Annotated in this window: 37 protein-coding genes; 9 read left to right on the plus strand and 28 right to left on the minus strand. The window is 62.4% G+C overall.

Annotated elements, in window-relative coordinates; genetic code table 11:
• Positions 1-48 precede the first annotated feature (48 nt).
• From AC5P7F_RS00235 to AC5P7F_RS00245, 3 genes are all read right to left on the minus strand, one after another.
• Entirely contained in the window at positions 49-1,104 is a 1,056-nt protein-coding gene (locus AC5P7F_RS00235; RefSeq protein ID WP_049430677.1) for a hypothetical protein, read from the minus strand.
• A 61-nt stretch (positions 1,105-1,165) separates the two neighbouring features.
• Complete coding sequence (locus AC5P7F_RS00240; protein ID WP_049430679.1) at positions 1,166-1,801, minus strand: hypothetical protein; 636 nt, start codon at positions 1,799-1,801, stop codon at positions 1,166-1,168.
• Positions 1,802-1,829: 28 nt separating this feature from the next.
• On the minus strand, positions 1,830-2,231 hold the full coding sequence (locus AC5P7F_RS00245; protein WP_005410165.1) for a hypothetical protein: 402 nt from the start codon (positions 2,229-2,231) through the stop codon (positions 1,830-1,832).
• Positions 2,232-2,996: 765 nt separating this feature from the next.
• Between AC5P7F_RS00245 and AC5P7F_RS00250 the strand changes: the two genes are divergently transcribed.
• The 3 genes from AC5P7F_RS00250 (at position 2,997) to AC5P7F_RS00260 (ending at position 5,256) form a co-directional block, all read left to right on the plus strand.
• Entirely contained in the window at positions 2,997-4,088 is a 1,092-nt protein-coding gene (locus AC5P7F_RS00250; protein WP_262098892.1) for a hypothetical protein, read from the plus strand.
• 5 nt (positions 4,089-4,093) lie between these two features.
• Positions 4,094-4,990, plus strand: coding sequence for an HNH endonuclease (locus AC5P7F_RS00255; RefSeq protein WP_262098890.1), 897 nt, complete (start codon positions 4,094-4,096; stop codon positions 4,988-4,990).
• Positions 4,991-5,109: 119 nt separating this feature from the next.
• Entirely contained in the window at positions 5,110-5,256 is a 147-nt protein-coding gene (locus tag AC5P7F_RS00260) for a hypothetical protein (RefSeq protein ID WP_012480696.1), read from the plus strand.
• 37 nt (positions 5,257-5,293) lie between these two features.
• Here the strand turns inward: AC5P7F_RS00260 and AC5P7F_RS00265 are convergent, their stop codons facing one another.
• The 5 genes from AC5P7F_RS00265 to AC5P7F_RS00285 all read right to left on the minus strand — a co-directional run bounded on the left by AC5P7F_RS00265 (position 5,294) and on the right by AC5P7F_RS00285 (position 8,365).
• On the minus strand, positions 5,294-6,334 hold the full coding sequence (locus AC5P7F_RS00265; protein WP_262098887.1) for a hypothetical protein: 1,041 nt from the start codon (positions 6,332-6,334) through the stop codon (positions 5,294-5,296).
• A gap of 71 nt (positions 6,335-6,405) precedes the next feature.
• Positions 6,406-6,990, minus strand: a complete 585-nt coding sequence (locus AC5P7F_RS00270) for a hypothetical protein (protein ID WP_414616358.1) — start codon at positions 6,988-6,990, stop codon at positions 6,406-6,408.
• A 35-nt stretch (positions 6,991-7,025) separates the two neighbouring features.
• Positions 7,026-7,622 (minus strand): AAA family ATPase, encoded by a 597-nt coding sequence (locus AC5P7F_RS00275; protein ID WP_049463003.1) that lies wholly within the window; start codon positions 7,620-7,622, stop codon positions 7,026-7,028.
• 114 nt (positions 7,623-7,736) lie between these two features.
• A complete protein-coding gene (locus AC5P7F_RS00280) occupies positions 7,737-8,201 on the minus strand; it encodes a hypothetical protein (RefSeq protein WP_049430686.1) in 465 nt (154 codons plus the stop codon).
• A complete protein-coding gene (locus AC5P7F_RS00285) occupies positions 8,192-8,365 on the minus strand; it encodes a hypothetical protein (RefSeq protein ID WP_156476632.1) in 174 nt (57 codons plus the stop codon). Before AC5P7F_RS00285 ends, AC5P7F_RS00280 begins: the two co-directional genes overlap by 10 nt.
• Before the next feature lie 222 nt (positions 8,366-8,587).
• On the opposite strand from AC5P7F_RS00285, the gene AC5P7F_RS00290 reads away from it, so the two are divergent.
• Complete coding sequence (locus AC5P7F_RS00290; protein WP_481462413.1) at positions 8,588-10,438, plus strand: type 4 pilus major pilin; 1,851 nt, start codon at positions 8,588-8,590, stop codon at positions 10,436-10,438.
• A gap of 127 nt (positions 10,439-10,565) precedes the next feature.
• Here the strand turns inward: AC5P7F_RS00290 and AC5P7F_RS00295 are convergent, their stop codons facing one another.
• From AC5P7F_RS00295 to AC5P7F_RS00355, 13 genes are all read right to left on the minus strand, one after another.
• A complete protein-coding gene (locus AC5P7F_RS00295) occupies positions 10,566-11,327 on the minus strand; it encodes an AbiU2 domain-containing protein (protein ID WP_481462412.1) in 762 nt (253 codons plus the stop codon).
• Positions 11,324-12,238, minus strand: coding sequence for a hypothetical protein (locus tag AC5P7F_RS00300; protein WP_481462411.1), 915 nt, complete (start codon positions 12,236-12,238; stop codon positions 11,324-11,326). The genes AC5P7F_RS00295 and AC5P7F_RS00300 overlap by 4 nt, the downstream gene beginning before the upstream one ends.
• 85 nt (positions 12,239-12,323) lie before the next feature.
• Positions 12,324-12,764, minus strand: a complete 441-nt coding sequence (locus AC5P7F_RS00305; protein WP_481462410.1) for a DUF6573 family protein — start codon at positions 12,762-12,764, stop codon at positions 12,324-12,326.
• Between the two features lie 260 nt (positions 12,765-13,024).
• Positions 13,025-13,537, minus strand: a complete 513-nt coding sequence (locus AC5P7F_RS00310; RefSeq protein ID WP_481462409.1) for a hypothetical protein — start codon at positions 13,535-13,537, stop codon at positions 13,025-13,027.
• Positions 13,506-13,760 carry a hypothetical protein gene (locus tag AC5P7F_RS00315; RefSeq protein ID WP_481462408.1) on the minus strand — a complete coding sequence of 85 codons (255 nt, stop codon included), beginning with the start codon at positions 13,758-13,760 and terminating at the stop codon, positions 13,506-13,508. Before AC5P7F_RS00315 ends, AC5P7F_RS00310 begins: the two co-directional genes overlap by 32 nt.
• A 161-nt stretch (positions 13,761-13,921) precedes the next feature.
• The gene (locus tag AC5P7F_RS00320) at positions 13,922-14,248 is read right to left on the minus strand and encodes a hypothetical protein (protein ID WP_251103835.1); all 327 of its coding nucleotides are present in this window, start codon (positions 14,246-14,248) and stop codon (positions 13,922-13,924) included.
• A gap of 244 nt (positions 14,249-14,492) precedes the next feature.
• Entirely contained in the window at positions 14,493-14,981 is a 489-nt protein-coding gene (locus tag AC5P7F_RS00325; RefSeq protein WP_481462407.1) for an ankyrin repeat domain-containing protein, read from the minus strand.
• A complete protein-coding gene (locus tag AC5P7F_RS00330) occupies positions 14,974-15,333 on the minus strand; it encodes a hypothetical protein (protein ID WP_481462406.1) in 360 nt (119 codons plus the stop codon). The genes AC5P7F_RS00325 and AC5P7F_RS00330 overlap by 8 nt, the downstream gene beginning before the upstream one ends.
• A gap of 21 nt (positions 15,334-15,354) precedes the next feature.
• Positions 15,355-16,179 (minus strand): hypothetical protein, encoded by an 825-nt coding sequence (locus tag AC5P7F_RS00335; protein WP_481462405.1) that lies wholly within the window; start codon positions 16,177-16,179, stop codon positions 15,355-15,357.
• Positions 16,180-16,182: 3 nt separating this feature from the next.
• Positions 16,183-16,581, minus strand: a complete 399-nt coding sequence (locus AC5P7F_RS00340) for a hypothetical protein (protein ID WP_481462404.1) — start codon at positions 16,579-16,581, stop codon at positions 16,183-16,185.
• Positions 16,582-16,872: 291 nt separating this feature from the next.
• Positions 16,873-17,355: an ABC transporter permease gene (locus tag AC5P7F_RS00345; RefSeq protein ID WP_481462403.1), complete on the minus strand. Its 483-nt coding sequence runs from the start codon at positions 17,353-17,355 to the stop codon at positions 16,873-16,875.
• Between the two features lie 58 nt (positions 17,356-17,413).
• Positions 17,414-17,776, minus strand: coding sequence for a hypothetical protein (locus tag AC5P7F_RS00350; protein ID WP_180843123.1), 363 nt, complete (start codon positions 17,774-17,776; stop codon positions 17,414-17,416).
• Positions 17,773-18,372: a hypothetical protein gene (locus AC5P7F_RS00355; protein WP_258391477.1), complete on the minus strand. Its 600-nt coding sequence runs from the start codon at positions 18,370-18,372 to the stop codon at positions 17,773-17,775. Before AC5P7F_RS00355 ends, AC5P7F_RS00350 begins: the two co-directional genes overlap by 4 nt.
• Before the next feature lie 431 nt (positions 18,373-18,803).
• Between AC5P7F_RS00355 and AC5P7F_RS00360 the strand changes: the two genes are divergently transcribed.
• On the plus strand, positions 18,804-19,154 hold the full coding sequence (locus AC5P7F_RS00360) for a helix-turn-helix domain-containing protein (protein ID WP_080355407.1): 351 nt from the start codon (positions 18,804-18,806) through the stop codon (positions 19,152-19,154).
• Between the two features lie 96 nt (positions 19,155-19,250).
• Positions 19,251-19,547, plus strand: a complete 297-nt coding sequence (locus AC5P7F_RS00365) for a hypothetical protein (RefSeq protein WP_481462402.1) — start codon at positions 19,251-19,253, stop codon at positions 19,545-19,547.
• Here the strand turns inward: AC5P7F_RS00365 and AC5P7F_RS00370 are convergent.
• Positions 19,544-20,332 (minus strand): DUF6988 family protein, encoded by a 789-nt coding sequence (locus AC5P7F_RS00370; RefSeq protein WP_099596968.1) that lies wholly within the window; start codon positions 20,330-20,332, stop codon positions 19,544-19,546. The two genes, AC5P7F_RS00365 and AC5P7F_RS00370, sit on opposite strands and share 4 nt — an antisense overlap.
• Positions 20,329-21,030: a uracil-DNA glycosylase family protein gene (locus tag AC5P7F_RS00375; protein WP_107432805.1), complete on the minus strand. Its 702-nt coding sequence runs from the start codon at positions 21,028-21,030 to the stop codon at positions 20,329-20,331. Before AC5P7F_RS00375 ends, AC5P7F_RS00370 begins: the two co-directional genes overlap by 4 nt.
• 175 nt (positions 21,031-21,205) lie before the next feature.
• Here AC5P7F_RS00375 and AC5P7F_RS00380 point away from each other — a divergent pair, with 175 nt between their 5' ends.
• The gene (locus tag AC5P7F_RS00380) at positions 21,206-22,294 is read left to right on the plus strand and encodes a hypothetical protein (RefSeq protein WP_481462401.1); all 1,089 of its coding nucleotides are present in this window, start codon (positions 21,206-21,208) and stop codon (positions 22,292-22,294) included.
• 144 nt (positions 22,295-22,438) lie between these two features.
• On the opposite strand, the gene AC5P7F_RS00385 is transcribed toward AC5P7F_RS00380, so the two are convergent.
• From AC5P7F_RS00385 to AC5P7F_RS00405, 5 genes are all read right to left on the minus strand, one after another.
• Positions 22,439-22,636: a hypothetical protein gene (locus AC5P7F_RS00385; protein ID WP_107432809.1), complete on the minus strand. Its 198-nt coding sequence runs from the start codon at positions 22,634-22,636 to the stop codon at positions 22,439-22,441.
• Entirely contained in the window at positions 22,633-22,821 is a 189-nt protein-coding gene (locus tag AC5P7F_RS00390) for a hypothetical protein (RefSeq protein WP_104920664.1), read from the minus strand. The genes AC5P7F_RS00385 and AC5P7F_RS00390 overlap by 4 nt, the downstream gene beginning before the upstream one ends.
• A complete protein-coding gene (locus AC5P7F_RS00395; RefSeq protein ID WP_049430712.1) occupies positions 22,802-23,170 on the minus strand; it encodes a hypothetical protein in 369 nt (122 codons plus the stop codon). Before AC5P7F_RS00395 ends, AC5P7F_RS00390 begins: the two co-directional genes overlap by 20 nt.
• 171 nt (positions 23,171-23,341) lie before the next feature.
• Entirely contained in the window at positions 23,342-23,536 is a 195-nt protein-coding gene (locus tag AC5P7F_RS00400) for a hypothetical protein (RefSeq protein WP_088475662.1), read from the minus strand.
• A 50-nt stretch (positions 23,537-23,586) separates the two neighbouring features.
• Positions 23,587-23,796 (minus strand): hypothetical protein, encoded by a 210-nt coding sequence (locus AC5P7F_RS00405; protein WP_164263281.1) that lies wholly within the window; start codon positions 23,794-23,796, stop codon positions 23,587-23,589.
• Between the two features lie 387 nt (positions 23,797-24,183).
• Between AC5P7F_RS00405 and AC5P7F_RS00410 the strand changes: the two genes are divergently transcribed.
• Both AC5P7F_RS00410 and AC5P7F_RS00415 read left to right on the plus strand, forming a co-directional pair.
• Entirely contained in the window at positions 24,184-25,305 is a 1,122-nt protein-coding gene (locus tag AC5P7F_RS00410; protein ID WP_481462400.1) for a COG3904 family protein, read from the plus strand.
• Between the two features lie 154 nt (positions 25,306-25,459).
• Positions 25,460-25,825, plus strand: a complete 366-nt coding sequence (locus AC5P7F_RS00415; RefSeq protein ID WP_312131513.1) for an HNH endonuclease — start codon at positions 25,460-25,462, stop codon at positions 25,823-25,825.
• The last annotated feature ends 24 nt before the right edge of the window (positions 25,826-25,849 follow it).

Raw genomic sequence — 25,849 nt, forward strand, 5'->3', positions numbered from 1 at the left:
TGAGTAGGTCACTTCTTTCTAGATCGAATCCGCGGATGCGCAAGGGGATCAGTCGATCCCCGACTTCTTTGCCCAAGCGTCCAGGTCTGCGTTGGCTTTTTGCTGCCAGTCGTTCCGCGGTTCGGCGGCGGGTGCGGGGGCCTTCCTCGGCAACGGGGCAGTCGCACGTTTCGGCGAAGGCATTGGCTGGGGCGCAATTGGCGCTGTCGTCGTTACCGGGGGAGTGGCGACCGGCTCTGGCTTCTCGATCGCAGGCTCTGGCTCGGCCTGCTCTGGAAGCACTGCTGGAGCAGGCACAACCACGGGGGCTTCCACCACCTCGGGCAACCGCTCTGGAACAGCCGGAGTAGCAACCGGTGCCACGGGAGCCGGTGTGCTTGGAGGCACCTGGTTGTTCTTCCCAAGCAAGAAGTAGATCGCGCCCGCGACCAATGCCACCGCCACCACACCGGCCAAGACCCAAGGCAAACGAGAGCGGGGGCTGGGTTGGATTGGAGTTACTGGCTGCTCTGGTGACGCGGCCTCCGGGAGCCGGTTGGACCCTTCAGGCACCGCGGAAACGGACAGGACTTCCACTGCGTCCTGCTGAGACAGATTGACCAAGGCTGCCGTATCTTCATTGCTCAACGCCTTGGCGTCCACCGAAGGGCCACCCAATCCATCTGCAACCTGTGCGCCGGGCTCTCCAAATTCATCAACCAGCTCCCAAACGGTGCACATTCCCTTATCACCCGCTCCTACGAGAACCGGTGCAGCTGCATCGGACGTCAGTTGCCTGACCAACATTTCCTGCTCCACGGTGAGCGGAGCGTCTTGAGGCTTCTCTTCGACAACACGATGTTCCTGGGCTTCTCGGGTGCGCTTTGCGTCCAGTTGCGCCTTGGCTTGCTTCGCCTTCTCTGCAGCGGCAACAACGCCCTTCTGGGTCAACTCGGCAGTGCGCTTGCTGATCACCCCGGCCCAGTGACTGGCAGCTTTCAGGTTTTCTTTCACGCCATCGGAAACCAGCCGCTCTTCCTGCGTGGGCGAAGCGGTTGGGGTTGCGTTGGCACGCTTCAGCAATTCTTCGCGCTTGCGCTGCAGGATTCTTTCTTCTGGGGTCATGTGGGCTCCTGGGAATGGGGGAAGGAAGCCCGGGCATCGCAAGACACCCGGGCAATTGGCGTCAGCGGACGTCAGGCACCGGGGTAACGACGATCACGGGCTCACCGCTGCCGCAGCGGTCGTCCACCGTGACCTTGGACAGCGCGCCACGCTTGGCCAGCTCCACGATGGGCACTTGGCAGGCGGCCTTGTCAGCTCCCTGGAACACCACCGTCAAACCGTTGCTGGACTTGTTCAAAAGACCCGCGAACTTGTCGAGGAAGGCCCGTGTGTCGCCGTCCAACCTCTTCATGTCGGCGGGGCTGTAGTTCAAGCGCAACGAATCCAGGACTGCTTCCTGCTTGCCCTCCACGGTTTCGGTCTTGGTGACCACTTCGGCCTCCATGCCAGCCGCACGGGCGGCGTCGGCGGCCTGCTCGGCGTGTTCCCGCTGCTGCTTCACGTAGGACGCCGAAGCACCCACGGCAGCACCGGCGGCGCAAGCGCCCAAGGCCTTGTCTTTCTTGCCCGTGAGCAAGGCGATGGCTCCGCCGGCCACACAACCGATGCCACCGGCTTTGAACAGACGCTTCTTGTCGGCCTTGGGCTTGCCATCGTCCTCCGCGGCATGGACCGCATCAGGGGCGGCCTGGGCGGAAACCTGAAGCGGCATGAACGCCGCCAGGCAGAGAGTGAGAGGAAGGGAAAAACGTTTCATGGGATGGATCTCCTGCTGTGGGGGAAAGTTAGGTGCGTGGAGCAGTCATGGGTCCGGTTGCGGGCACCTTGGCCGCACCAGGACCTTTTGGAGAGGGTTGCGAGAGGGCCGCCGTCACGACCTTGCGAAGCGCTTCTTCGTAGCGCTGAATGGCGCTGTCCTGCTCCGCCTTCGTTTCGTCTCGCAACCGCCGCAGGTCTTCTTGGAGCGCACTCCGGAACAGCGCGTTCTCTTCCCGCAGATCGTCAATGAGGCGCTCCAGCTGAGCGTTGGCGTTCTCCAGCACGCTCACCACGGACGTGGCGGTGTTGTGTCGCTCCAGCGCCTCTCGCATGTAAGCGCTGAACCCACTGCCCGATTCACGAGCAAGCCGCTGAGCAAGTTTCAGTTGCCCGCGGTCGAGGTTTACGTTGTGACGAACGAACGCCATTGGTTGAGTAACTCCGTTTCGGGATTACTCCACCGATACCGCGAATCTCGGAGTTGGCAAGGCCCCACCGCAGGAGCCTGAAAAACAAAGGCCAAACGAGCTAACAAGCACCGACACTGTCTCCATTCGCTGGAGACACGGTCAGGCCTTGATTGGATTGGGATTTCGGCAGACGTGACGCCGATTCTTGGGCGAAAAACGCACTCCCACTTCAGTGCGTCATGTGTATGACGACTCTGGGGAACCGTCCGGGCTCTTGCTTCTCTGCCACTGCTGACATTGCCTCCACCCACGTTGGGCTCTTGCAGTTGCTTTTCGGCGGCCCCTTGCGTGTTGCCCCAGCTGCGCTATTGGTGGTCTACGCCCCCTCGCCCCACAGGACCACCGCCCACGCCATGCCCACGCAGCGCTCCCGCTCTTCCACCCCTCACGCCCACCGATGCCCCACCACGGGAATCCGTGCGGAGCGTTTCAGCCCACCGTTTCGCATTGCCCCGGATCCCCAGGACAGGTTGCCCTCGCCCACCCGCTGCACTGCCCCACGACACCCAAGCCACGTTGGTTTTAGTCAAACGCGTGCGGTGCCATTGGATACACCGACACCGTGTTTTCCGAATCATCCGTGGGCAGCCAAAGAACCACTGGAAGGAAGCCGCAAATCCCTCGCACCAATTCGTTTTAGTCAAACGAGGGTGCGCGCCATGGCCTCCATTCACCGCCATTGGCCATCAACGATCCGCCTGCTGTCGTTTCAGGAGTGCTCACATGAACACCGCTGACCTGGACGCGTTTGCCCGTCGCGTGCTGGCCTTCCATGGCGTCCGTGCGCCTGCCACTCCCCGTTGGGCGCTGGACGTGGCCCGCCGTTCCGAACGCCCTGTGTGCGCTTTCTGCACCGCCCCCCTGGACTTGGACCGTCGCCATTCATGGGGGCTCTCACCGCTCGTTCCGTTGAGCCTAGCCGGCCCAAGGGACACCGAGAACCTGCGCATGGCTTGCAAGCGCTGCATCACCGAGCGGAGCGGCCGTGACCTGTTGGCCTGGCCGGAGTTGAGCCAGCGGCTGCCACCAGAACCCTTGGACGCCCTGCTGGCCGACCGGCTGTTTGTCCTGCAGCGCTCCGACAACCACCTTGTCGAGGTGGGGCGCTTTGCCAAGCCAGCCACCGTCCTTGCCCAGCTCCAAGAGCGCTGGATGCACCCCCGGTTCGTCGTTCACGTCCAGAGGCATTCGGACGGCTGGATGCTGGGGTGGCCACTGGCCCACCGTGCCGATCTGACGCGAAACGACTTGGCCGCGCTCTTGCGCAACATGCACCAGGGCCAACGGCTGGAACATCCCGATGTGGTGGCCTTCCGGTTAATCGAGGATGTTTTTCAATCGGCGGTGTGGCAACTGATCGCCCTCCACGCCTTGGTCACCCCCCTGCCCCAAGTGGAAGCGCCCCCTCCCGACCGCACCTTTGAGAACCGGTGGATGGTCCGATATCCAAGCCTGAGCCAGATCCGCTCGCGGCGACAGGGCGCGCACGAAACCCCTTGGCCCAGCCAGGGCAAAGACCATGTCCCGGCTTACAGCGACAAGCCCAACGCGGTTCGCATGCGGACCCAGCGCCAAGCCACACGAGAGCAGGAAACGAAATCCCAGTGGTTGGAAGCAAGGCGGCGTTTGACGAAGCGCGACGCGGGCGTGGCCAGTGGCAAGTTGAGGGCATGGCTGCCTGGGGAACGGGCCGCGCTGCAGGCCGACGTGGACGATCTGGCGGCGGCGTGGTTGAAAGCCCGCAAGCGCCAGTCGAAAGGGCGCCCGGACACCAGGGATCCCTTACCATTGAGGCAAGCTCAGACAATCAATTGACCGACATGGACGAAAAGGATCAGGACAAGGGAAGCGACAATAAGGCTAACCGGAGCCCGTCGAAGCCTCAGCGGCGAAAGAAGAAGTGGAAGGAGCAATTCAACAAGCCCTTCAGCAGCCTGTTCACCATTCGCGATAACGAAGATGGAAACCCACCGGAGCTGGAGGAATACCTGGTTCGTCAACACCTGCAAAAAGGGCTGAGCCACCTCCGGATGAGCAGCCGCGATGTTAGGTCAGCGCTGAAGGTCTTGAGCTTGGGCGAGCTGAACCAACTTTGGAGCATGCGCGAAAAGAAACTCAAGTATGTGGAGGACGCCGCACTTCTGTTGGCGCACATCCGGCACCGGTCCGGGATTGACCTTCAGTTGCGCCCTGCATCAGAGCTTTTCAGTCACGATGTGATCCAAGCCCTCCAGGGCGTCCTTGAGGAGAGCGGGCGATTAAGGGTGGAAAAGCCACTGCCCCCCGCTCCTGACGCTGCCGCAGTAGAGGGGAAGCGAATGGAGCAGGTCCTCCGGGTGATCCGAGAGGGCCAGGCTGAGTTTCGCAAGCGCCTAGTCGCTCACTACGGAGCGGTGTGCATGGTCACCGGGACCGCCCTGGCCAGCGTCATCGACGCCGCTCACATCGTCCCTTACAACGGAGCTTCCACCAACGCTCTGAACAACGGCCTATTGCTACGAAAGGACATCCACGCGCTGTTCGATGCAGGCCTGTTGACCATCGGGCCGGACCTGATCGTTTACGTCAGCGCGGGGGTGGACGATCCGTTCTACCGTTCGTTGGACGGAAAGGAGCTCACGCTGGACGCCCCAGCCAAGATGTCCAAGGAGGCGTTGCGAAGGAGGGTGACTGAACAGGAGTCATCCAAGTTGAGCAACACGCCCCTGCCGATGTGAGCGCCGGACTGGCCCCGGCTGTCTCAGGAGCTCATCAAATTCCCAAGATTTCTAACCACCTTCCCCGCTTCTCACTTCTAGGCTGACCGCTCACCCCGATCTCTTGGAAGGACAACACGATGAGCAACAGCAAGAAGACCCCAATGACCCATGCTGCCCAGCGACGTATCCAAAGCGCGGTGGATCGCCAACCCAGCCCCTCCCCTCAACAACGGGCGTTCAAGGCCAAAGCAGCCTCGGTGGTTGCAAAGCGGAACGGCAAGTGAGCCATGGCGGCTCCGCCTCGAAGTGAGGGGAGCCGCTTCATCTTTTGCCTGTCGAAAACTGGGACCAGTAGGGCTGGACCCATGGGGTCTTCACCCGCCCCTGGTTGCACAGAGCGTTCCACCACTGGAAGTAGCGCTCGCCGGCCAGCTTAACCGCCTCCGCCCCCTGCTCTTCCACCCTCCCCCACACTTGGGCGGCGACATAGAGACGTCGCATGGTCCATGACACGTCTTTCCCCGAAACGTGTCCGACGTGCGCGATCACCGATGCCACGTCCTCTTCTCGAAGCGCTTTGGTTCCATTGCGCCAACGCACCACCCAGGACTGGCCACCGGATTCGGGCGGGCCGCCCATGAGCACGTCCTCAATCTCACGGACCTTCGGCAAGCTCTCCGGCAGGTCACGCCCGGCCGCGGCTGTAGCCAAGGCAAAATAGATGTCCAACAGTCGGTGCTGAACCCGCTTTCTCGCCCCACTTCTGGGCGCATCAATCAAAAGTGCCACCAAGCTGTTGATCTCACCCGCGTTGGCCATCAGAGGAGTGGTGAGGTCGTGATCCATCTGAGCCAGCAGCAGAAGCAACGCATCCAAGCCTGGATCCAGCCGGCTATCCGGCTGCATAACACCCGCGGGTAGTCCAACCACTTCTGCTGCCGCTTTGACCACCGCCGCTGACAGACTGTCCCTGGACAACCGCCCATGCAGGACGTCGGCGGAAACCTGGTCGAATGCAACCGCCAGTGCTTCCAGCCTATCTCCGCCTGCGATACCAAGCGTGTGGTGGAAGAAGTTACACGGGGGGAGCGTTGGATGTTCGGACAGAGCGCGTGCACCTCGCTCCATCGCACGGGCTTGGCGCTCCGCACACTCCGGCATCAGCTCAGCATGGCTTTGCCGGGCGTAAGCAACCAGGCCATCGCAGACCTGCTGACGCTTCTTAGGCCTGCGTGGAATCCCAGCCTCCCAAGTCTTGGCGGAGACCTTAAAAATCTTGAGCAACCGATCGGAAAGCGTGCGCTTGTCTGCCCAGATTCCCATCGAGTGAAGGAACCAACCGGTCAACGGCTGTGCCGTCATGCTTGGGACACGCCAAGTCGTGGCCCAGATCGCGTTTTCTTGATCAGCGGTCAGAGGGCAAAGTGCCACGCTCAGTAAATCTTCCCGTTCTTGCTCATCCCCAAGTTCCGCACCGCCACTCGGGCTGCCTTGCGGTCCTCCGCGTGCTCGTCCACCGGCGAGCTCACGATCAACAGCGTCTTATCCTGGATGAGCGACGCCGCGGCGTAGTCGGCCAACGCCACCATGGCGGTCGTCAACGCGACTTCACTGCCGGCGCCTTCCGAATCGTCGAAGCCAAACAGCTTGGCGATGTTCTCGCGGAGTTTTGGCGGGATGGTCACCATGGCCCGGTGGTGGCGCAGCCCGTCCTCCCGACGGCGGTAGTCATGGAGGGTGACCGATCGGGGCATGACCATGTGAACCCGCTTTCCTCCGACGCTGCCCGCCTTCTGGCTGTCGTCATAGTCAAAATAGGATTTGCGCTCCGGGTAGTCGCCCGGCCCCAGCAACAAATGCTCCGGGATGTGGGCAACAGGCAGGCTGTCTGCTTTGCTGGCCCGGCGGGGCTTGGCATGGGTCACGTCCTTGACGTCGTCCAACGTGCGCTTGGCCGCCTTCTTCGCCGCGGCCTTCTTGGTGGCAGCCTTCTTGGCAGGAGCTTTGCGAGTGGCCATGAGTGGATCTGGGAGGGAAACCAAGGGAAGCTCCATCATGCCGCAGCCCTCCGGCCTGCACCAGCAGCCAGGATGTCGCGCACCCGGACCGCCAAGGCGTGGATCTCCTCCTGGGCCACCCGGGCCCAGCGGCCGTTGGCGTCGAACACGGTCTTTCCCTCCTCGTAGCAGTCCGCAAACAACGCACGATCCCGCACCAGCATGGCGCCCGACATCTTGGGGTGCTCCAGGCGACGTCGATGGGCTGCCCGCCTCTCGTTGGCCCGGTTGGCGATGGGCAGGTAACGCTTTCCCTTCTTTTCAAGAACATCCACGGTTCGCAGGAAGATGAGGAAGCTGGCCCCGTCGAGCAACGTCGGCACCAGGTAGAGGTCTGCCTCGGGAATCACCTCGTTGTCCGGCAGACGCGGCGGGGTGTCGGTGATCTCCACGTCGAAGCCAGGGGAGCGCGATCGCCCGACACTGAACGGTGTTTCGTCCGACAGTGAGGCAAACGCGCAGGCCCCGCCTTGGGGGTCCCGGTCATTGACCAGCACACGCAGGCTGGGGTCACGGGCATAGCACCCGGCTAGATTCAGGGCCAGCGTCGTGCGGCCGACGCCACCCTTGAGTGAGAAGTTGCACAGTCGCATAGGACATCCTTTCGTGAGTAGATAGGGGTTCCTCTCGAATCTACCCCGACGCTGCCATAGCGCAAGTGCATGTTTTTGCAATCCTTTCGGGCCGTTCAGCCCTTGGATTATTTTCTATCCTTCCGACAAGGCGGCTGGACGACGGCAGTCCCACCGCAGCGTGTGGGCGGTGTTTGACGCCGAGCAATGCAGATCGAACGGCTGAGAGGCCATCCATGCTTTGACAGACGGTGGCGCAGCGCCATGCAGTGCTTCGATGATCGTCCAGCGTTGTTTTGCCGGACCGAACTCCGCGAACACGTCCGCTCCGGCTTCAGCCAGCATTCCAGCCATCTTGTCGTAGCACTGTCGCTTGGCCGGGTCATCCTGGTTCACGTGCCACGCCATGCAAGCGACGTGGAAAGCGGTGATTCCGTTGGGCCCCACCGGGTGGTCCAAGGACGGGAAAGCCGTCAGGCCCCTCCACGCCTTCAGACGTGCCTCGCGGATGGCCGCAATGGTTCTCTTCAAAGCCTGTGGGTTGCGGTGCTCGATGGCATCCAGAAGCCGTTGAGCACGCCGGTCTGTGGTCATTTCCATTTCAGCTCCTTGCGCAGCTGGCGCTCGAAGTGGCGTTGCTCGCGCGCCAGGCGGGCTTGCCGGCGAAGCTTGCCTTCGGGCAGGAACGCGGGAACCGTGGGAGGGATGTGCGCGAAAGGAAGGCCAGCAATAAGGCGGGACAAGTTGGCGGGGCTTTCAATCATGGTGGCGGTCTCTTGGGTTGTTTGGAGCTACGTTCGTGAGTAGGTCGACCCACTCACTTGACCTCATGCAACCAGATCGCCGAGCAATGTCAAGATGAAAAATCGACCTTTTTTTGACTAAAAACAGGGGCTTGCGGAATCCCAGGTGCATCGCATGCTGAGTGCATGACGCACACAACCCGCCCCCGTTGTTCGCCCACTCTCACCCACGTTTCCAAGGGCGTGCGCAGCGCGCTGGGCTTCACCCTCACCGAGGCCTTGCTTGCGCTCGGGGCCGTGACCGCCGCCACGGGCGCGATGTTCCTGTTCTTTGGCCAGGTCGATGCAAAGTCCAAGGTGGCCAGCGAGACGCGCAACCTGCGCGAGCTGTCCCGTCGTCTTGAAAGCAGCTTTGGGGTGGTGGGGACGTTCCGCGGGGTGAGCACCACGGCCGTGGTGGTCGATGGATTGGCCCCTGAATCCCAGCTCGGCGCCGGGGAAAACGTTTTGACCAACGCGTGGGGCGGCGCGGTGGACGTCCAGCCTTACAACGTGGATCGCTTCGGCGATTCGTTCTCCGTGAGCTACGCCGGCCTTCCTCGCCAAGCGTGCGTGGACCTAGTCGCGGCCAACGCGGGCGGGGTGTGGGACGCTCAGGTATCGGACGTGTCGGTGATTCGAAACACCGGCGGCCAGCTCGACGTGGGATTGCTGGGCCGCACCTGCGCTGACAAATCGCGCGTGGTCTTCGTCTACCACAGCGGATTGCTGGGGGGCGAATGGACCGGGGCGCCGCTGGTGTTGCCGCCCGCCACGCCCTCGATCACCCCACCCGTTTCTCCGCCGGTGGGAACCCCGGTGGGGCCTGTGGGACCGGTGCCACCTTCCACGCCGGTGTCGCCCCCAACCGCGCCGCCGCCCAGCGTTCCTCCCACGACGCCCCCACCGGTCACGCCGCCCGCTCCCCCGGTGAGCGTGACGCCTCCGTCCCCGCCCACGTCACCGCCCACCACACCACCACCGCCGACAAGCACGGTGCCGCCGTGTCAGGAGTGGAGCGAGAACCGGCCGATCGCCTGCCCCTCGGGCCAGGTGGGACAGGTGTTCCAGAACCGCCGTCACCACTGCGGAACCGACCCGAACGTTTACGAAGCGTGGGCGGGATCCACGACGGCCGGCAGTTGGACCACGACCAGCAGCACCTGCACGCCGTGCCCGGCTCCCGAGACGCGCAACGTGGGATGCCCTGCCGGTCAGTTTGGCGCGATCGGCCAGCAGCGGACCTTCTCATGCACGGGCACCGGCTCGTGGAACGCTTGGACGCAGACCAATACCACCTGCACGGCTTGCCCAGCGCCTTTCCCACAAGCCGAAACCCAGTGGGTCACCACGGCGGCCGCTTGCCCGGCGGGCCAAGCTGGATCGCACACGTGGCAGGCCGAACAGCGGCGGACGAGGACCGGGTCATACATCTGTCCGGATAGCACCTGGTCCCTGCCGACGCCAACGTTTACCGATTGGACTGCCTGGACGGATACTGGCGTCCGGAGGGACGAGACAAACACCTGCGCCCCGGTGGGCCAAGCGTGTTTGATCGAAAGCAACAGCGGCACGCTGGACGCCAGCGACGCCTACTACAGCATCTCTTACTCCTTGGCCGGGTCTTGGGGCGGCTGTTCGGCCAGCCGCCGCGACAATGGAGTGCGGGGGTCTGGCGACTGCAGCGCAGGCGCCAACGGTGTTTTGGCCCAGTCCCAATGGGCCGCCCAAGCGCAGCTAGGGGATACGTATATCGAAAGCGGCTCGCAAAGCGGGTGGGAATCAGGAATGGGAGAATTCTGGGGCTGGGACGAATACCGGTGGGAGAAGCGCACCAGCTGCACGTCCACCGGTTCCTACGAGGTGCTCAGCGACTGGGGGTCTGGCAACTCCACCCCCTACGGCTGCCGAGGCGGGCTGCGCGAAGACGCCGCTCCAGCGGAAGCGAGGGCGTTCTGTTCAGGCCAGCACGTGGGGCGATGGACGGACATCTCCTACTGCTCCGATTCGGCCTCTCACACTTACTACGGCACCCTCACCATTCGCTGCATCTGATCGGAAGGCGGGGCACCGGGCTCAAGCGCCGAAGGCGAATCACCTACCCGCCCAGGGTGCTTTTCAGAAGGCAGGTGGCTTGGCCACCTGCGGCGGCTTCTGGGCTCTTCGATGTTGTGCTTCGAAGTCAAACCCCAGCCAAGGTTTTCCACATCGCCTTACCCTGGGCTTCGTGAACCGATGAGTATTGCTGTGGATCCCAACTGGTTCCGGTCAAGAGCAGCCCCAGCTCTGCCACGGTGGCTTGGCAACGATCACCAAAAGCCAAGACCTCATTGAACGTCAACCCAAGCGTGTTGATGTCAAAGGCGCCGGGCTCCTCGTCCAACTTTCGCATTTCCAGGTGGGCATGGTGCTTGTCCCGCAAGGTCTTGATCTTCGCTGCCACGGGATCAGCCGTAAGGCTTACCATTTCATTGGAGACCTTTTCCCAGCCGCTATCGAAGCGCGAGTAATTCTCGTCCCGATCACTCTGCCTGAACTGTTGTAGGAAAAAGGCAGACTGCTCCGGCGGCAGATCACTGATAGGCTCGTCGTCGAAGTGGTCGAACATTCGACCGTAGGCTTCTCGGTAGTGCCTCTTGATCGCGGGATCTGCCTGGAGCTTGCGCCAAAGGTTCGTCAGGCTTCCGGACCGCCAATGGTTGTCGAGGAAAAGCCGTGACTGATCGCGCACCAGATCTTGTCCAAGAAGCGGCGCCAGGTGGTTCCAGGCATTGGCACCCGGCGTCTTGTCCAGCTTGGCTTTCAGCCCCGCTTGGATCTCGGGGTCTTGAATGAGCGGGGACAAAATGTGCCGGCGCTCGTCGAGGATGTGGCACTCCTGCGTGAGCACCCGGATGAAACCGTCGATCTGGCGAACGCGTTGTTCCAGTTCATCAGGCTTCATTCCTGCTCCGCCTCCGCCGGCACCTGCTGAAACCTCACCTGCAACCGCTTGATGAGCGCTCGGGTTTCCGCGTTCGGAGCGCGCGTGCACACCAGCACCGCCTCCCCGTTCGGCACGTGACGGATCGCCTTCTGCTCGGCCCGGAGAACGGCGCGGTATTTCACCACTTGGTAGACGCCGCGCTGCAGTTCGTCTTCGCTGCACCGGCTGGTCTTCACCTCCACGGCCAGACGGTGCTTGCCGTTGTCGAAGTGGGCATCCAACCGATCGCCGGAGCTCAAGAGCTTCTCGTTCGTGCCAACGGTGAAGTCGCCGTAGTCCATGAACTCTTCCGGATGGTTGGCCACCCAGCGTTTGAGGGCTTGGTGTTCGGCGCTCTCTGGGCCGCCTCCCTGCTGGACCTTGGGAAGCGGGATGACGCGCTGCGCCTCGTTCTGAGGCTTCTCTCCAGCATCAGGCTCCACAACGGGGGCGCCCAAGGCGCGGGCAACCCTGTCCCAGTGTGGGTAAGTGAAGACATCCTGCTTGGCTTCTTCAAACTGCGCCTTGCGCTCTTCTTCGGTCGCCATGGGCTTGCCATCGAAATACGCCGGAACGATGGTGACCGCCCCATCCCCAGGAATACCCTTGTTCTTGTTGATCACGATGGCATGCAAGGGTGGAATGGGTTCCCCCCATTTTTTGCTCAACCATTCGATGGCCTGCGCCACCCCACCCGCGACCCGTCCGTAATTCAGGACGTGCTTGATGGAATGGCCGTTGCGGTCGTGGAGTTCACGCGCCAGATCGGTGTAGGTGTGTTCATCGCCTTCCTTGGCCCATCGCAGCAGGATAGGAAGTGCGTCAGGCACCAGTGGCCCCAGCTTCTCGCTCTGCGCCAACGGAATCAGTTTCCAGCTGAACTTTTCCATCCCCTGCCCCTCCCTTGTCGTCCCGCTATGGTAGCGGCGGGACCAGCACGGGAAAACGATGAGGGCCGGTATCCCGGCCCCCTCGTCAATCCTCGCTTGGCAGCATGATCGTCACCACCGGCTCAAGGGCGTCCCCGGGCCCGCACAGGGCCTTCAACGTGACAAGGCGATGGGTCGACCGCGTCAGGCCAGACCCGGCCTCCGGGTGGGCTTCGTTCGACAACCAGTCGCCAGCATCGGGCAGAGCCACGTGGAGTTGGAACTGGAGCTCCGAACCGTCGCTCTGCTGCTGTTTGATAGCAACGTGGAGCATGAAAAGCACGTCCCAGAGCCGGCCGTCCACCGACTGGCCGCGCAGTTCCAACCCTCTGGGCACTTCGACGTAGCTTGCCCACGCAGCGCGGGTGATGGCCACGGGCAACTTGAAACCGGCTTCTTTGCCCACGTCGGACACGTCCACCAAGACGCCGTCCTCAATCGCCTGGGCGCGGGTGTAGGAATAGATGAGATCAGAAGGTTTGAACATGCGCAGTTCCTCTTGTCAGTGATGGCCCGCCCAGGGCATCCGGTCGGGATGTCCTGGAATGGGAAACCCACCGCCCCACCGCTCGGCGCGGTCACGGGAGGAAATGGAAGGGCTGGCGCGGCCCGCAGCGCAGCGAGGACACGGGCCCTGGAATGTCCCTTGACCGGAGAAGCTGGGCGATGGGGCCGCGCGCAGCGCACAAAGCTTTGAGAGCGTGCCGCGTTCGGCACACCGATTCGGCGTTGAACTTGGGAATACCGTCAGGCCTGGGCGCAGCCCAGAGGGACCCGGTCCATCCAGGTGCTCTGCCCTGCCGATGCTTGGGCGGTGAGCGGGCCAAGGCCCTGGACAAACGTCAGCCGTGCAAGCTCGACGTCGCTCTGGGGCCAGAACACGAAGTGGTCCCCTTGAAGGGCCCCACAGGTGGTGCAGTGATGGGCCAGGTAGGTCTGCCCTGACGTTCGAGTAGTGGCGAAACGAAGCCAGGGCGCGTGGCCCGCCACGAAAGCGACAGCGTTCTCGTCCAAACGCTCGATGTAGCGCAGCACGCCACCCTCCCCCTGATCCACCAGGCCCTCGTCGTCGTGCTCCTCGAACGAGGGCACCCAGATCGCGGCGGTGGGCGTCGGCGCGTGGCAGAAATGGCACTCGGTGTGACCGAGCAGCAGGCCGTAGGCCGGGGCTTGAAGGGTGGATGGAGCGGCAGCGTGGGTCATGAAACCATTTTGCCCTGCCAGGGTGTCAGCCGGTGAGACCAGCACGCGTTGAATCATGGGTGTTTCGGAGCGTGCCCCGCTGTGAACCCAGCCACGCCATTTGCTTGTATTCGTCTTTGCTGAGCAACTTGGACACTCCCAGCCACTGCACCAGGTGGTAGTGCGCAATCGTTCGTGGGTAGCGCTGAATTCCCTTGTGCAACAGCTTTGGCAGGTAACACACAGAGCCATCGCGGCGCTCGTATGCGTAATAGCGGTGGCGGGCGGCACGCGTGGCCATGGCGTTTCCCTCAGTGCCCCCAGAGGGCGCGGTCGATGCAGCTTTCGAGGCGCTGGGCCAACCAGACGCTAAACGGAAGGGCTATGGGGGCAGCGATGGCGAGAAGAAGAAGAGTCATTTCGGCGGTTCCAGTTTAAGTCGGTGGGAAAAGCGTTGTGGCTTTAATCGCTTTCTGCGAGCTCGCAGTATGCGAGCAATTCGAAAACGTAAAACAGGTCGTTTTCTTCGAAGACGGGCTGGACCTCACAGACGTAAGGGCCCGGGCGGTAGTCGGTAGTGATCCAGAACGGAGCCTGCCTGAAGTCCACAAACTCGTTCTTGTAATCGTAGAGATCGGTTCCGTATGACCCGCTGTAGGGGCAGTAATGGTAAGTGTTGGAAAGGATCGATTTCCGGGAACGCAGATAGACGCCTTCCTCCAGCTTGACGACGCCTTCTTTGCGGGCAACCCGGAGTGCTTCGGCGTAGGTGTAGGTCTTGGTGCTCATTTACAAACCCCTTAGATTGTTGGTCGGCGCTGTTGCCTCCCTATGAATTCAAAGTAGATCACCGTGGAAATTTGTCCACGGCCTTAGTGGACAGAATCTTGACTAAAAGTAAAAACTGCAGAGCTAAGGCCGCAGTTTTTCCTAACATCACTTGTCGCGCCGAAGGCGTCACCTGCTCTTTTCCACCCCCTGCTTTTACAGAACCCGGCGCGCAGCGACCGGTGGCGGCGTTGGGGCGTTGGCTCTACAGCCTTGCCCGCTTTGCACTGACGCTTACATGGGCTGCCCACGCCAGCTCCAGGTGGACCGCGCGTTGTTCGGCTTCCACCCTGGCCACCACGTGCGGCATCGCAGTCTTCAGCGATGGCGTGTTCCAGAACGGGCTGCCCCGGTGAGGGCTGCCCCCCAATCGCAACAGCACCAACGCCGTCTGTTCAAGTCGGCTGCGCTCGTCGGGGTCGTCGCTCAGCTGGTAGTCCGCCGCCAGCTTTTCCAGCGGGCGCTCGCACCAGTGGTTCCTCTCTTGAGGGTGCGCCCCGGCTTGCAGGAGGGCTTCGACGATGCGGGGCCAGGCAAGTGCGGAATGGAGCGCAGGACCTTCGTTGAGGCGCCACGCGTTGGGGTTGGCGCCCTGCCGCAGGGCCTGTAGAGCGCGGAAAAGACTTCCATCGACGCACGCGTGAATCAGCTCAGCGCTCGGACTTCCTGGCGGTGGTGGGCGGCGGTCAGCCATGGCGGCTGCCCCGAACTTGGTTCCGAATGAGATGTCCTTGGACGTAGTCTCGGATGATCTGGCGCACCGCTTCTGCGGTGGAAATCCCAGCGTTCACCGCGCCCTGCTCCACCGCCTCCAAGACGCTGCGCTGCAGCGGAAGGTAGGCCAGCCGCACGTCCCGTTCCCCACCCAGCCGACGCCTGCTCAGTGGGTAAGGTTTGGCGGCATACATGGCGAGCACTTGGCGCACGGCTTCGTTTCGCGTGACCTGCACGCGCGCGGCGGCCGCCTGCAAGCGCTCCAGATCACGGGAGTAGCCCCGGGAGGACGGAAGGGTGGCCAAGTCTGGGGAACGGACGGGTTTAAGCACTTCTCTTTCCTTGGACGGCGGTCACAGACGCACGCGCTGACGGGGAGGTTCCAGGGCCGCCGCCGGAGCTGGCGCTTGGCTCTGGGCCTCTTGGCGCGGGTTCCACACTTCCCCACCGATGATCATGCGCGGGCCACCTGTAGCAGGAAGGACCTGCGAAAGCCTGGCTTGCTTCGCTGCGGCGTTGAGCGCACGCGCGGTGTCCTCCTGCATGCTTTTGGCTTCGTAGATCACCGGCCCCTTCAAGTGGCCCTGCGCTTCGTCCACAAGGGCGGCAAGGGTTCGACCGAACTTTGACTTTGGCCCTTGGTTGCGAGCATCGACGTCCCAACGCTCGATCACTTCGAACGCCTTCTCGTGACGGTGGCCAGACTTGTTGAGCTCGCCAAGCGCCGCTTCAGCGTCTTGCACGTTGAAGCGAATGGCGGAGAGCTTCACCGGGTGCGCGTAACCACCACCACTCGATGCCGATTGCGTGATGGCGACCGCTTGGTTTCCGTCGCTGACGAGGTGATGAATTTTCATGTCGATTTCCTTGGTGGTTTTCGGAAGGCGCGATTGCCCATCCACAAATTCAAGGTAGATCGCACTGGAGTTTTGTCCACGACTGTAGCGGACAAAATCTTGACTAAAAGCAAAAACTGCGACACTGAGGCCGCACTTTTTCCTAACATCACTTCTCGCGCCGAAGGCGTCACCTGCTCCTTTCCCACCCCCGCTTTTACAGAAGCCGGCGCGAAGCGACCGGCAGTGGCTCTGGGCTTTGTTTTTTTCAAAAAAAAAGCCCCCTGGCGGGGGCCTTAAAGGACATTGGTTGTTCTTACGCGAGTATTCTTTTGTCAGCACGTCTCACTCCGCGCACTCCACGTCGATCCATTCTTCATCGAACCATTCGTTCAGCGTCGCCAGGTCTTTGACCTTGCAATTGGTGCCGTAATCCGACCCTTCGATGTCGAGCCCCACTTCATAGAGGAGCTCCCCGTCCTCTTGACGCTGCACATTGACAGAGACGGTTTGCTCAGCCAGCAGCTCGTCGTCTTCGCGTCCCAGCGCTGCCCAATCGCGGTTCAGCAGGAAAGCCAGCAATGCGTCTTCAGCGGAAGACTGGAACGCGGGATAGCCCGCCGCGCCGGTCGAATAGGTATACCCAGACAACTGGTCAAACAAAGTGCTGGCAGCGGCATGCGCAGCTTCGTGAGCTTCCTTGACGGTGATGGTGTCGTTTGTGATGAGCATCGTGTGGTTCATGGCGAGATCCTTGTTTGTCGGTTGGCACTATTGCCTTCCCATGTATCCAAGGTAGATCGCCCTGAAAATTTGTCCACGGTTCTGGTGGACAAAATATTGACTAAAATCAAAAACTGCGGAGCTAAGGCCACAGCTTTTCCTAACATCACTTATCGCGCCGAAGGCGTCATCCGCTCTTTTCCTACCCCCGCTTTTACAGAAGCCGGCGCGAAGCGACCGGTGGCGGCACTGAGCTTTTCTTGGCACAAAAAAAGGCCCCCTCGCGGGGGCCCCAAAGGACATGGATTGATCTTACAGGCTGGTGGAGCGCCAAAGCTTGCCTGCGATGCCACCGACGATGAGGGCCACCGGCATGAGCGCCGTCAGAGCCATCGGGGGCACGGAGGTGAAGAAGTTTCGCTCGCTCTCCTCCAACCCCGGGTAGAGCAGGCCCACAGCAACGCTGGCCAGCTGCAGGGCAACGACGACGAGCAAGCCCACCAGGGCGCCCTTTCCAAAGCCACCTTTGGGCGGCGAAACCAGGAGCCCGCTGGCCCTTGCCGCGCGCACGCGGGCCGCTCGCCAGTTCAACACGTAGAGAATCGCCAGCAAGAGCAGCACGGCTGCCCCACCAGCGGCTGCCAGGCCGGCCTGCCAGCCGTAGCCCTCGTTCTGGCCGATCTCTTGGGCCCCGGCAAGAAACAGCAAGCCCGCTCCCCCAAGGATCACAGTGGCGGGGGCCAACAAGCCCCACTGCATGTGACCGCCGGGGGTGTGGTGAGCGTTGTAAGACATGGGACCTCCTTAAAGTGGTGTTCCTCAATGCATACCGCGATTCCGGTCCTTGGCAAGGTCAGCCCTTCTTCTGGGCTCCGGCCGGCACCCAGCCGGTGGGCTGCTTCTCAAAGACGAAGTCGTAAGCCGGCGGCACGGGGACGGGATCGGGCTTCAACTGCTGCCCGCCCTGGAACCCGACCACGTCCAACGTTCCACCGGTCACGCACGTGGCACGCTGGGGACCAGTTGAGGTGCAATCCGCGGTGAGGTCTTTCCAACCCCGGACCTCGATTCGTTGGCCCATTTCACTGGAGAGGTTGGCATTGGCATGCGCCTCGTAAGCGTGGGCGACTTGTTCGATGGTGGGAAGATCAGCTTTGCTGCTGCAGGCAGCCAGCCCTGCGGTGATCACGGTGAGGGAAACGAGGGTTGCTTTCATGCCGGAGCTCCTTGCGTATGGGTCAAATCAACGTCGATCGTTTCGTCGCGGTATCCGAGCCGAACCTTCTCTATCGTCACGTCCATCTTCGGCACCGTGCCGTCCACCCAGACCCGGTTGACGGAGAACACCACCAGGTCGTCTCGGTAGCTGCGACCTTGTCGCGCCAAGTTGGCGGCCTCTTGGGCATTCATTCGGATCAGCAGGTGGAAGCGGCCGGCGTTGGGTGGGCTGGACACTCCTCCGGCGGTGCGGTGGACCCACGGCACAAAGCCCTTGCCGGTGACGCTTTGCCCGGCCGCGGACACCTGAGGCATGGGGATGAATCCCTCCAGCACCCCACGGTCGGCTCGGTAGGCGACATCGCCCAGCGCTTGGAACGTGGGACGAATCGCAAACCGTCGGATGGCCTTGAAGCGCTGCAGGCGCGCGTCGAAGGCCGGGCCATAACGGCGCTCGATGGCAGCCGGATCATTGCCCGAGACACCGTTGGCGCCGTGGGCCTTCGTGTCCATCAGCCACCATTGCCTCAGGCACCACTGGCGCTTGTCGGCGTCGATCCGATAGGCCGAATGGGCCATTGCCAGCAGCTGCATGTCGCAGGTGTCCACGCCCCCGCCTCCGACAGCCGTCACTCCGGCCCGCAGGTGTTGAACCCCTTCCAAGCCTTCCTGATCCAGGTCCCAGTAGGTCCCAGGCGGCTCAAGGTAAGGGCTCCGCGACCTATCGCTGACCACCTTCGGCGTGCCTTGGATGGCTCGGCCGATGTGGCGAAGCAGGTCCGATCCGGCCCTCGATTGTGCCTGCGCTCCAGCCGCTGCAGTCAGGGCAAACGCCCCGATCAGCACGGCTCTTCTGACCCTCTTCATGGAACCCCCTGTTCCCACCAATAGATTTGGGATCTTGCGGCCAACTTACGTGGCACGTAGAGTCTACCCGGGGCGTAGCCTCTGGGTCATCCTGTCCGCATGCCTGCATTGCATCCGTTCAGCCCGTGACTGCCGCCCCGCCCGCTCCCCGAGCCGTGGTGGCCGCGCGTTTGCGCCAAGCCCGCGTCCTGCGGGGCTTTAGCCAACGCGAGGTCGGAGTGCGGATGGGGATGGACAAGGACGCTGCGTCGGCCCGCATCTCTCGGTATGAATCCGAGGGCATGTCGATCAGCCTGGAAGCCCTCTTCGAGCTGGCCCAGGCCTTGGAGGTGCCCCCGGCCTATCTCTTGGCGACCAGCCCAGCGATGGCCGATGCGATCTTGGCTTTGGGCGAGCAGAGCGTGGCCCAGCAGGAACGTTTTGCCGAACTGCTGGGCGCTTTGGGTGAGCTGCCACCGAAGAAGCGCAACGCACTCATCGAGCAGCTGTTGCCGCCCGTCAAGGATTAGGGCGTCGGCGAACAAGGACGAATTGACCCCATGTGGACATGGATCACCCACCTCTGCCGCCGCAATAGGACGGAGCCCACCCGGTCAGCCATTGCCATGGCCACGCTGATCGAACTGAACATGCTGGAGCTCAACGCAGCGGAGGCCCGCAGCCGCGTTGAACTGGACCCACCGGGGCATGAAGCAGCACTTCTTGAGAGATTCAAGGCATCGGCCCAGCTGATCCTCAACGAAAAGCCTCCATTCGACGCCGCAGACTCAACCTGGGAATACCTTGGCCAGAAGGCACACCGCCTAAACCGAGGATTCGCAGACCTCCGATTGCAACTCTCCCCGCCAGCGATCGTTGGCGGGGATACAGAGCAGCGCGACAATACGCGACCGGTCCTTTAAGGCGGCCAGGCCAGCTCTTCCATGCGGGCTTTCCTCCGTTGCATGTAGTGCAACATCCCGCTGGCGCACTGTTCAACAACGGGGCTTTCCTCAAAGGCCCCAACCCCAACCGCCGTCAGTGCTGCAATGACGCACAAGTTGGTGGTGGCCACCGCGTTGACGGTGGTCTGAAAAAGAATGGCTGCCGGCACGTGCGCCCCGATCTGCCCATTGGGATCTTGATACATCACCCGAATGGCCTTCCCGCCATGGACCAGTCCGCAAAGAGGGTCCCACGAATTGGTCACCGTCCGAGCCAGCTTCTGAGGCTCATCGTCCTGCCCGATGCGTGCAATGGCCTGCTCCACGTCCGCGGCCAGGTCTTTGAGGGCAATAGCCACCCACTTTCCTTTCTCGTTCTTCTTTCGGGGGCCGCGATCTTCCTGGAGAAAGTCCGCCAGCTGTTCGTCATCGGCAAGGAACTGGACAAACACCGCCCGCAGGAATTGCTCAATCTGGGAGCGGTGCATTGCCAAGGCCACCGCTGGAAGATCGATGGGATGGGTTTCCAACAGGAACAGCAACGCACGCCCGTAGTCCATCGAGGCCCTCAACAGCTGGAAGGTCACCCGGTGGCGCTCACTGCCGGCGGGAACAGTGATGCGGGCCATGCAGGACATGTTCGATTCCAGGCTGGCCTTGGCCTCTCTGGCCTCCTGCGCGATGTCCAACGCCGTGGGCAGGCGCTTTGCGGTCTGCGGCTCCCGCGCATCACGGTTCGCATCCTTCAACGATTCTTGCGTCATGTCCTTTGCCTTTCACTCCCGCATTTCAAAAGGTGCCTCAGAGCTGCGGCACGATCCTCCCAGCGGTCTACGTTCCAGGATGGATGGTAGACCCAAGTCATCCACGCCCATCCCTTGCCGTAATCGAGAGACCATACGTTGCGCTCCTCCAGATAGCGCCGCCTCCTGCCCTCGGAGTTGGCATGGCTCGCATGGAAGCTTGGCTGGTCCGACGGCTTCCCGTGATCGAATCTTCGCCAAGCAGTGCGCCCAAGAACGAGTATCACGTCTGGCTGGAGAATGGGTAGGACCACCTCTACCAGCACTCGCCCCCCATGGTTGAAGTCGGTTCCAGACGGACGGTGGCCAGCTCTCGTGCCGGCGAAGCACTGGGACAAGTTGCAAAATGCAACGTGCTGCCATGCATTGGCGGCATCCACAACATTTGGTCTGCTTTGACCAGTCAGCAGGCGATCCAGCTCATCAAAGAACTTGCCACCACCTTTCCTGTTGCAAGTCTCCATGTCGCCGAACGTCTTGCGGGTGAAAGGACGAGTGATAACGGGGTCGTCGGTCCACCCAGCCTCCCGGTAGTGGGATTCGCCCAGTAGCAAGACGCGGCGCCCTTCAACTCCCTTCCAGTAGCCGCGGCCGACGTAGGGCACGAAGGCCACCTCAGCCGGCCACGCTTCCATGTTCAACTCAGCCGGATCATCCATGCCATTGACCTTCGTATGATGGTGTCAGGCTACTCCACACCGTGCTGCCACGCAGCTATTGCACGCCATCCCATGCCATCCCATTTTTCCGCCACATTTAGCCGACAAAAAGCTCTTGCATACCGCTCGCACGTGCTTTAACTGTATGGGCCTTCAAGGATCATGCGGAGGCCCCATGACAACTCACCACGGCTGGCAGGCGTGCCGCGCATGCCATGCACCAGGACTTGATGTGCGTGTAGAGGGAGGCTGGCACCTCCGTGCCAATCCCGGCTACTGGGGAACCAGCGTCCCTAAAACCTTGGTCCTGGGGTTTTCCAAGGGGGCCACCCAAATTGCCGCCGCCCAACACGGGAGCTTCGATGGGGTCGCCTTCGCGGGTGCTATGCGCCCTCGCCTCGCAGCTGTATTGCACGAGCTTGGGATCGATCTGGGTGGGCAAACGATCAACGACGCCCTGACCGCCGAAAGCCGCCACATGGGCGCCGCCTCCTTGGTGCGCTGTGGGCTGTCGGTGATGGAGAAAGGCAAGCTGGTCAGCAGTGGCACCATCATGCCCAAGGCCATGCGTTCGTCGTTGCCTTTGGAAGCCATGAAAACATGCGTGGCACGCCACTTGGATCCGCTTCCTGACAGCGTGGAGCGCGTGGTCTTGTTGGGGACCACCGATGCCTACGTGAAGGGGGTCAAGGCGCTCATGCGCCAACAGTTCAACGACTTCCAAGACCTCAACGAGGTGGCCTTTCGCGCCCAGGGCCGAACGTGGGTATTTGCCTCACACCCCAGCCCGGCCAACGGGACCTTTCAAGCCTGGATCGACGGTGACACCGCCACCGAACCGGGCCGCAAGAAACAGCTGGCGCTCCAAGCATTGGGCCACAAGGCCCCAGCACGGCCCTCGCCAACTCCGTCTTGCCTCGCACCGGCACCGATCCAGCGTGCCACGCCGCCTGACCCGATTTCACCAGCTAGGGCGTCCAACGGCGACCGTTTTGCCCGAGCCTTCCACCTGGTTCGCCCCGATGGAAGGGTGATCGTCCCGGTGCGGATGAGGGACCGAGACACGGGAAACGTGGCGTTCCGGGTAGCCAAGATGGGCAACACCAAGGATGGTCAGCGCGAGATTCACGACGAAGCTGAGTTGTTGCGCTTGTGCGAGAGCGGGCAATACCAAGTGCGCGCCCAACCGTTGGACAAGTCCACGCCGGCCAACTTTGTTCGGCCGCTGCTCAACTACCGGATCGTGAGGACCCCTGCCCATTGATCGCCGCACGGCGTGCCAAGCCCTCGCAAAGCAACAAGCGAACCATTTCGCTGGCATGCAGCCCCTCTCGGGCTGCCGCCTGTTCCAGCCGCTCTTTCAGCTGCCGTGGCACGCGAACGGCCATCTGCATGTAAGGTGGCCGGCTCACGTGGACAGCCTCGCGAGGGTAAGCACCCACGCCAACGCCAAACCGGCAAGGATCTGGGCACGCCAGCGGTAACGCACACGAAGCGCCCCGCTGGCGTGGCGGGCATTGACCCAATGGATACCGGCCAGGCCCAGGGCAGCGGCCAGGAACGCTGTAGCCAACATGGCGGCCAATACCGCGCCCACGGTGGTCATGCCAGCGCTCCAGCCATGGTGGCCAGGACGAACCACTGTCCAGCGATGAGGACGTAGCCGATGAGCAATCCCTCCAAGCCAGCCCAGCGTTGGCCGGGGGTGCGCAGCAGCGCCGCGCTGTCGTTGAGCAAGGACCACCCGGAGAGAATGGACAGCCACTCAAAGTCAATGGTCGTAGCGGTCATAGATCGAGCCCTCCCCTCCAGCGGAATTAATGGTGGAGGGCAACATGACCTCCTCGTTTTTCACGCGTCCGAACACGCTGGCAAACACGTCCATGAGCGTGGTGCTTTGGGCCGCGTCCCGTTCGGCTTGGCGCGCATACTCGTCCAGCCCCGACGGGAACACCTGGCGTGCGCCGTTGACGGCGCCGCGCAACCCGCTGGCGTTGGGCATGCTCGCCCCAAAGGTGCGGTTCCACGTGTCGGAAAACCGGTCCAAGCCGTCCATGCCCATGAACAGCAACCGCGCCAGCACCAGGGCAACCACGGCGTTGACGACCAGCCGCTTCGTCAGTCTGAATCCAATGAACATGTCCCCCCCCCTTTCGTTTCGTTGGTCGGTGTCAGACGAACGCATCGCGAACGTCATACGTTTGGGATACACCTGCACGAAAAACCCGCAAGGGGATCGCTTTGACTAAAGAGAAGGACCGGGAGAAAAGCCCGGTTTTGAGGGAATGAAACGAAGGGGCTCAATGCCTCTTCAGGTGAACCACCCGCGATCGACGCGGTCCAGATCGTGGTCTTCGCCGAACGTGAGGGCAGCCTCTCGGGGCTGCAGGTCGGCGTAGCGGGCCAGCTCGGTATCGGTCAACCCGGCGTCTTGGATGGTGAGGGCGAAGTGCGCTTGCAGAGCGGCGTTGAAGGCGGTGCACCACTGGGCGTTGATGGTCGTCACGGGCGTTCTCCCTTAGGAAATGAAAGGGACCCCGAAGGGCCCCGTGGGGTTCAGGCGTCTTTGGGCTCCGGGAGGCGGAGCACGACCACCCCGTTGACTGGCAGGGCGTTGAGAACGAGGCGGTAACCTTTGCCATCCTGGTGCGGCCAGGCAGCGCCGATCTTCGACCAGTTGCTGCGCTTCTCGCCTTGGACTTCGTATTCCTCTACCAGAAAGGCGTCGAGGCGGTCGGTGGCGGGCTGGGGATTCTTCTTGGCCATGGTGTTGCTCCGTTGGGTTCGAGCGGATTGCTCGCGAACCGATCCGGGGAGACGAAAGGCCGTGCAGCACCTCGGCAGCGACGGAGCGGCAGCGCAGGAGGACAGAGAGGCCGAAACACCGTGGAGGAGTGCAACGCACTTGCGCTCGGGCACGTGGACCCAAGGTTTCGCACCCGGCAACCGCGCCCAATGGAGCAGTGGCCCACGCCCCTCCCGCCATCGCCTCGCTCTGGTCGGGCATGGTCCGGGGTGCTCGGCGGTCGAAATAGGCATGGCCGCACCGGGAAGGGAATCCGCGGCCTTAGCCGCTGGTGCGCGGGTCATCGCCCCACGATGCGATCCCTCGGGGCCTCGGGTATTCTTTGCCAATCAGGGGAAGAACACTTTATGAGCCAACGGATCATTGGCCTGGCCCTCGTAGCCATGCTCGTGGGATGCAACGCGCCCACACCACCCTCGCCGCCCGTGGTGGCACCGACTCCCGCTCCGGCTTTACCCGAGCCAACTCCCGAAGCGGGAACGAAGCCGGTGCCGGTGGAAGAGCCTGCTCCCGCCGCCGATGAACCGAGCGGGCACGTCGATGATCCGGCGGTGGTTGCCCGGCTGCGCAAGCTCATCGACGAACGATCCGCCTTGGGCTCCAAGGTCTTCGACGCCGGCGTGGCGATCGATGGCCACACCCACGCGGGAACGGCCTTCAACGAGATTCACATCCCCGAGCACAAGTGTTACGTGCTTGGCCAGTTGCTGGGGAAAGCCGATTTGGTCAGACCCTTGGCCATCGATTACGAACCCGACTACGACACGCAGACCACGGAGAACGCCTCCGACCTGCGAATCATGAGCAATTCGCTCCACAACTTCGCCAGCGTCGCCAAGCACATCCTGGGCATGCCCTACGACGAACGGGTGGTCACCTGGAACCTGGATTGCGCCGGGCAGCTGGGATTGCCCCGTGCCTTCATCAAGCAAGAGGGCCAATCGTCTTTCTACGTGGTAACCAACGACGGCAAGGCGCTGAAAGTCCTGGGCGACATTGAAGAAGGATTCGCTCAGAAAGTCCAAGATGCGATCGAGGCTAATCCCACCGTCGAAGTGGTGGCTTTGGGCAGTGGTGGGGGCTATGTCCACGAAGCCATGAAGGCGGGCGCATACATTCGAAGCAGGGGTCTAGATACCACCCTGTTCAACAATTGCTATTCCGCCTGCCCATTGGTCTTCATGGCTGGGGTTGAACGGCAGAACTGGTCGCCCTATCCCAAGCTCGGATTCCATCAAATCTACACACCCGATGGTCATGCTATCCCCTTCGACAGCCAGCCCTACCGGCAAATAGTTGGCTACCTGACCAGCATGGGCATTGAGCCTCGTTACGTGCTGCAGAAGATGTGGTCTGCGCCGCCATCGGGCATGACCAACGTGGACGGACAGGACGAGGATCTCTGCCGGGCCAACATCACCACCTGGATTCAGCGGGGTTGTTCTAACCGAGACTACGGCCACTTGTGAGTGGCGCCCTCTTGCTCAGGCCCGTGGCACGGCGTATAAAATCCCTGCCGGTCGCTAAAGCGTCGGTGTTGTGCCCGCATAGCCAATAGGCTCCGGGTGCCCGAGGTCCACCCAATGGGGGCGCGGGAATCCTTTTCGATTCCGGAGCCCACCGTTGAGTACGAAGACCCTCAAAATCCTGCGCACCCGTTCTTTCCACGCCCAGCAAGGCCGCTGCTACTACTGCAGCGGTCCGATGTGGCTGTGCTCGCCCGACGAGTTGGGCCTGAGCCGCCGTTCGGCAGCGCCCTTCCAATGCACGGCCGAACACCTGCTGGCCCGTCAGGACGGCGGGAAGGACGTGGCGGACAACGTCGTGGCCGCGTGCCACCTTTGCAACCTGCGCCGCCACAAACGCCCCACCCCGGCCCCCTCACCCGATGCATATCGCGCCCGCGTCCAGCAGCGCATGGCCAAGGGGACTTGGCACCCGGGGCTGGCCAAGGTGGCCACCCACACAGGCATTCACGCTTTATCATGACGTGATCGGCTTCTCACTTTAGCG

It is taken from the genome of Stenotrophomonas sp. YJH_SMC_105-26 (assembly GCF_059368915.1).

Coding starts and splice junctions, on each gene's coding strand:
- AC5P7F_RS00395 (WP_049430712.1), bottom strand. CDS start 23,170: ATGTTCATTGGATTCAGACTGACGAAGCGGCTGGTCGTCAACGCCGTG.
- AC5P7F_RS00260 (WP_012480696.1), top strand. CDS start 5,110: ATGAGCAACAGCAAGAAGACCCCAATGACCCATGCTGCCCAGCGACGT.
- AC5P7F_RS00325 (WP_481462407.1), bottom strand. CDS start 14,981: ATGGCTGACCGCCGCCCACCACCGCCAGGAAGTCCGAGCGCTGAGCTG.
- AC5P7F_RS00380 (WP_481462401.1), top strand. CDS start 21,206: ATGACAACTCACCACGGCTGGCAGGCGTGCCGCGCATGCCATGCACCA.
- AC5P7F_RS00345 (WP_481462403.1), bottom strand. CDS start 17,355: ATGTCTTACAACGCTCACCACACCCCCGGCGGTCACATGCAGTGGGGC.
- AC5P7F_RS00355 (WP_258391477.1), bottom strand. CDS start 18,372: ATGCAGCTGCTGGCAATGGCCCATTCGGCCTATCGGATCGACGCCGAC.
- AC5P7F_RS00365 (WP_481462402.1), top strand. CDS start 19,251: ATGGCCACGCTGATCGAACTGAACATGCTGGAGCTCAACGCAGCGGAG.
- AC5P7F_RS00280 (WP_049430686.1), bottom strand. CDS start 8,201: ATGGAAATGACCACAGACCGGCGTGCTCAACGGCTTCTGGATGCCATC.
- AC5P7F_RS00315 (WP_481462408.1), bottom strand. CDS start 13,760: ATGGCCACGCGTGCCGCCCGCCACCGCTATTACGCATACGAGCGCCGC.
- AC5P7F_RS00285 (WP_156476632.1), bottom strand. CDS start 8,365: ATGATTGAAAGCCCCGCCAACTTGTCCCGCCTTATTGCTGGCCTTCCT.
- AC5P7F_RS00295 (WP_481462412.1), bottom strand. CDS start 11,327: ATGAAGCCTGATGAACTGGAACAACGCGTTCGCCAGATCGACGGTTTC.
- AC5P7F_RS00405 (WP_164263281.1), bottom strand. CDS start 23,796: ATGGCCAAGAAGAATCCCCAGCCCGCCACCGACCGCCTCGACGCCTTT.
- AC5P7F_RS00300 (WP_481462411.1), bottom strand. CDS start 12,238: ATGGAAAAGTTCAGCTGGAAACTGATTCCGTTGGCGCAGAGCGAGAAG.
- AC5P7F_RS00240 (WP_049430679.1), bottom strand. CDS start 1,801: ATGAAACGTTTTTCCCTTCCTCTCACTCTCTGCCTGGCGGCGTTCATG.
- AC5P7F_RS00385 (WP_107432809.1), bottom strand. CDS start 22,636: ATGACCACCGTGGGCGCGGTATTGGCCGCCATGTTGGCTACAGCGTTC.
- AC5P7F_RS00310 (WP_481462409.1), bottom strand. CDS start 13,537: ATGATTCAACGCGTGCTGGTCTCACCGGCTGACACCCTGGCAGGGCAA.
- AC5P7F_RS00375 (WP_107432805.1), bottom strand. CDS start 21,030: ATGGATGATCCGGCTGAGTTGAACATGGAAGCGTGGCCGGCTGAGGTG.
- AC5P7F_RS00350 (WP_180843123.1), bottom strand. CDS start 17,776: ATGAAAGCAACCCTCGTTTCCCTCACCGTGATCACCGCAGGGCTGGCT.
- AC5P7F_RS00245 (WP_005410165.1), bottom strand. CDS start 2,231: ATGGCGTTCGTTCGTCACAACGTAAACCTCGACCGCGGGCAACTGAAA.
- AC5P7F_RS00250 (WP_262098892.1), top strand. CDS start 2,997: ATGAACACCGCTGACCTGGACGCGTTTGCCCGTCGCGTGCTGGCCTTC.
- AC5P7F_RS00275 (WP_049463003.1), bottom strand. CDS start 7,622: ATGCGACTGTGCAACTTCTCACTCAAGGGTGGCGTCGGCCGCACGACG.
- AC5P7F_RS00340 (WP_481462404.1), bottom strand. CDS start 16,581: ATGAACCACACGATGCTCATCACAAACGACACCATCACCGTCAAGGAA.
- AC5P7F_RS00410 (WP_481462400.1), top strand. CDS start 24,184: ATGAGCCAACGGATCATTGGCCTGGCCCTCGTAGCCATGCTCGTGGGA.
- AC5P7F_RS00390 (WP_104920664.1), bottom strand. CDS start 22,821: ATGACCGCTACGACCATTGACTTTGAGTGGCTGTCCATTCTCTCCGGG.
- AC5P7F_RS00235 (WP_049430677.1), bottom strand. CDS start 1,104: ATGACCCCAGAAGAAAGAATCCTGCAGCGCAAGCGCGAAGAATTGCTG.
- AC5P7F_RS00255 (WP_262098890.1), top strand. CDS start 4,094: ATGGACGAAAAGGATCAGGACAAGGGAAGCGACAATAAGGCTAACCGG.
- AC5P7F_RS00320 (WP_251103835.1), bottom strand. CDS start 14,248: ATGAGCACCAAGACCTACACCTACGCCGAAGCACTCCGGGTTGCCCGC.
- AC5P7F_RS00265 (WP_262098887.1), bottom strand. CDS start 6,334: ATGACGGCACAGCCGTTGACCGGTTGGTTCCTTCACTCGATGGGAATC.
- AC5P7F_RS00270 (WP_414616358.1), bottom strand. CDS start 6,990: ATGGCCACTCGCAAAGCTCCTGCCAAGAAGGCTGCCACCAAGAAGGCC.
- AC5P7F_RS00370 (WP_099596968.1), bottom strand. CDS start 20,332: ATGACGCAAGAATCGTTGAAGGATGCGAACCGTGATGCGCGGGAGCCG.
- AC5P7F_RS00305 (WP_481462410.1), bottom strand. CDS start 12,764: ATGTTCAAACCTTCTGATCTCATCTATTCCTACACCCGCGCCCAGGCG.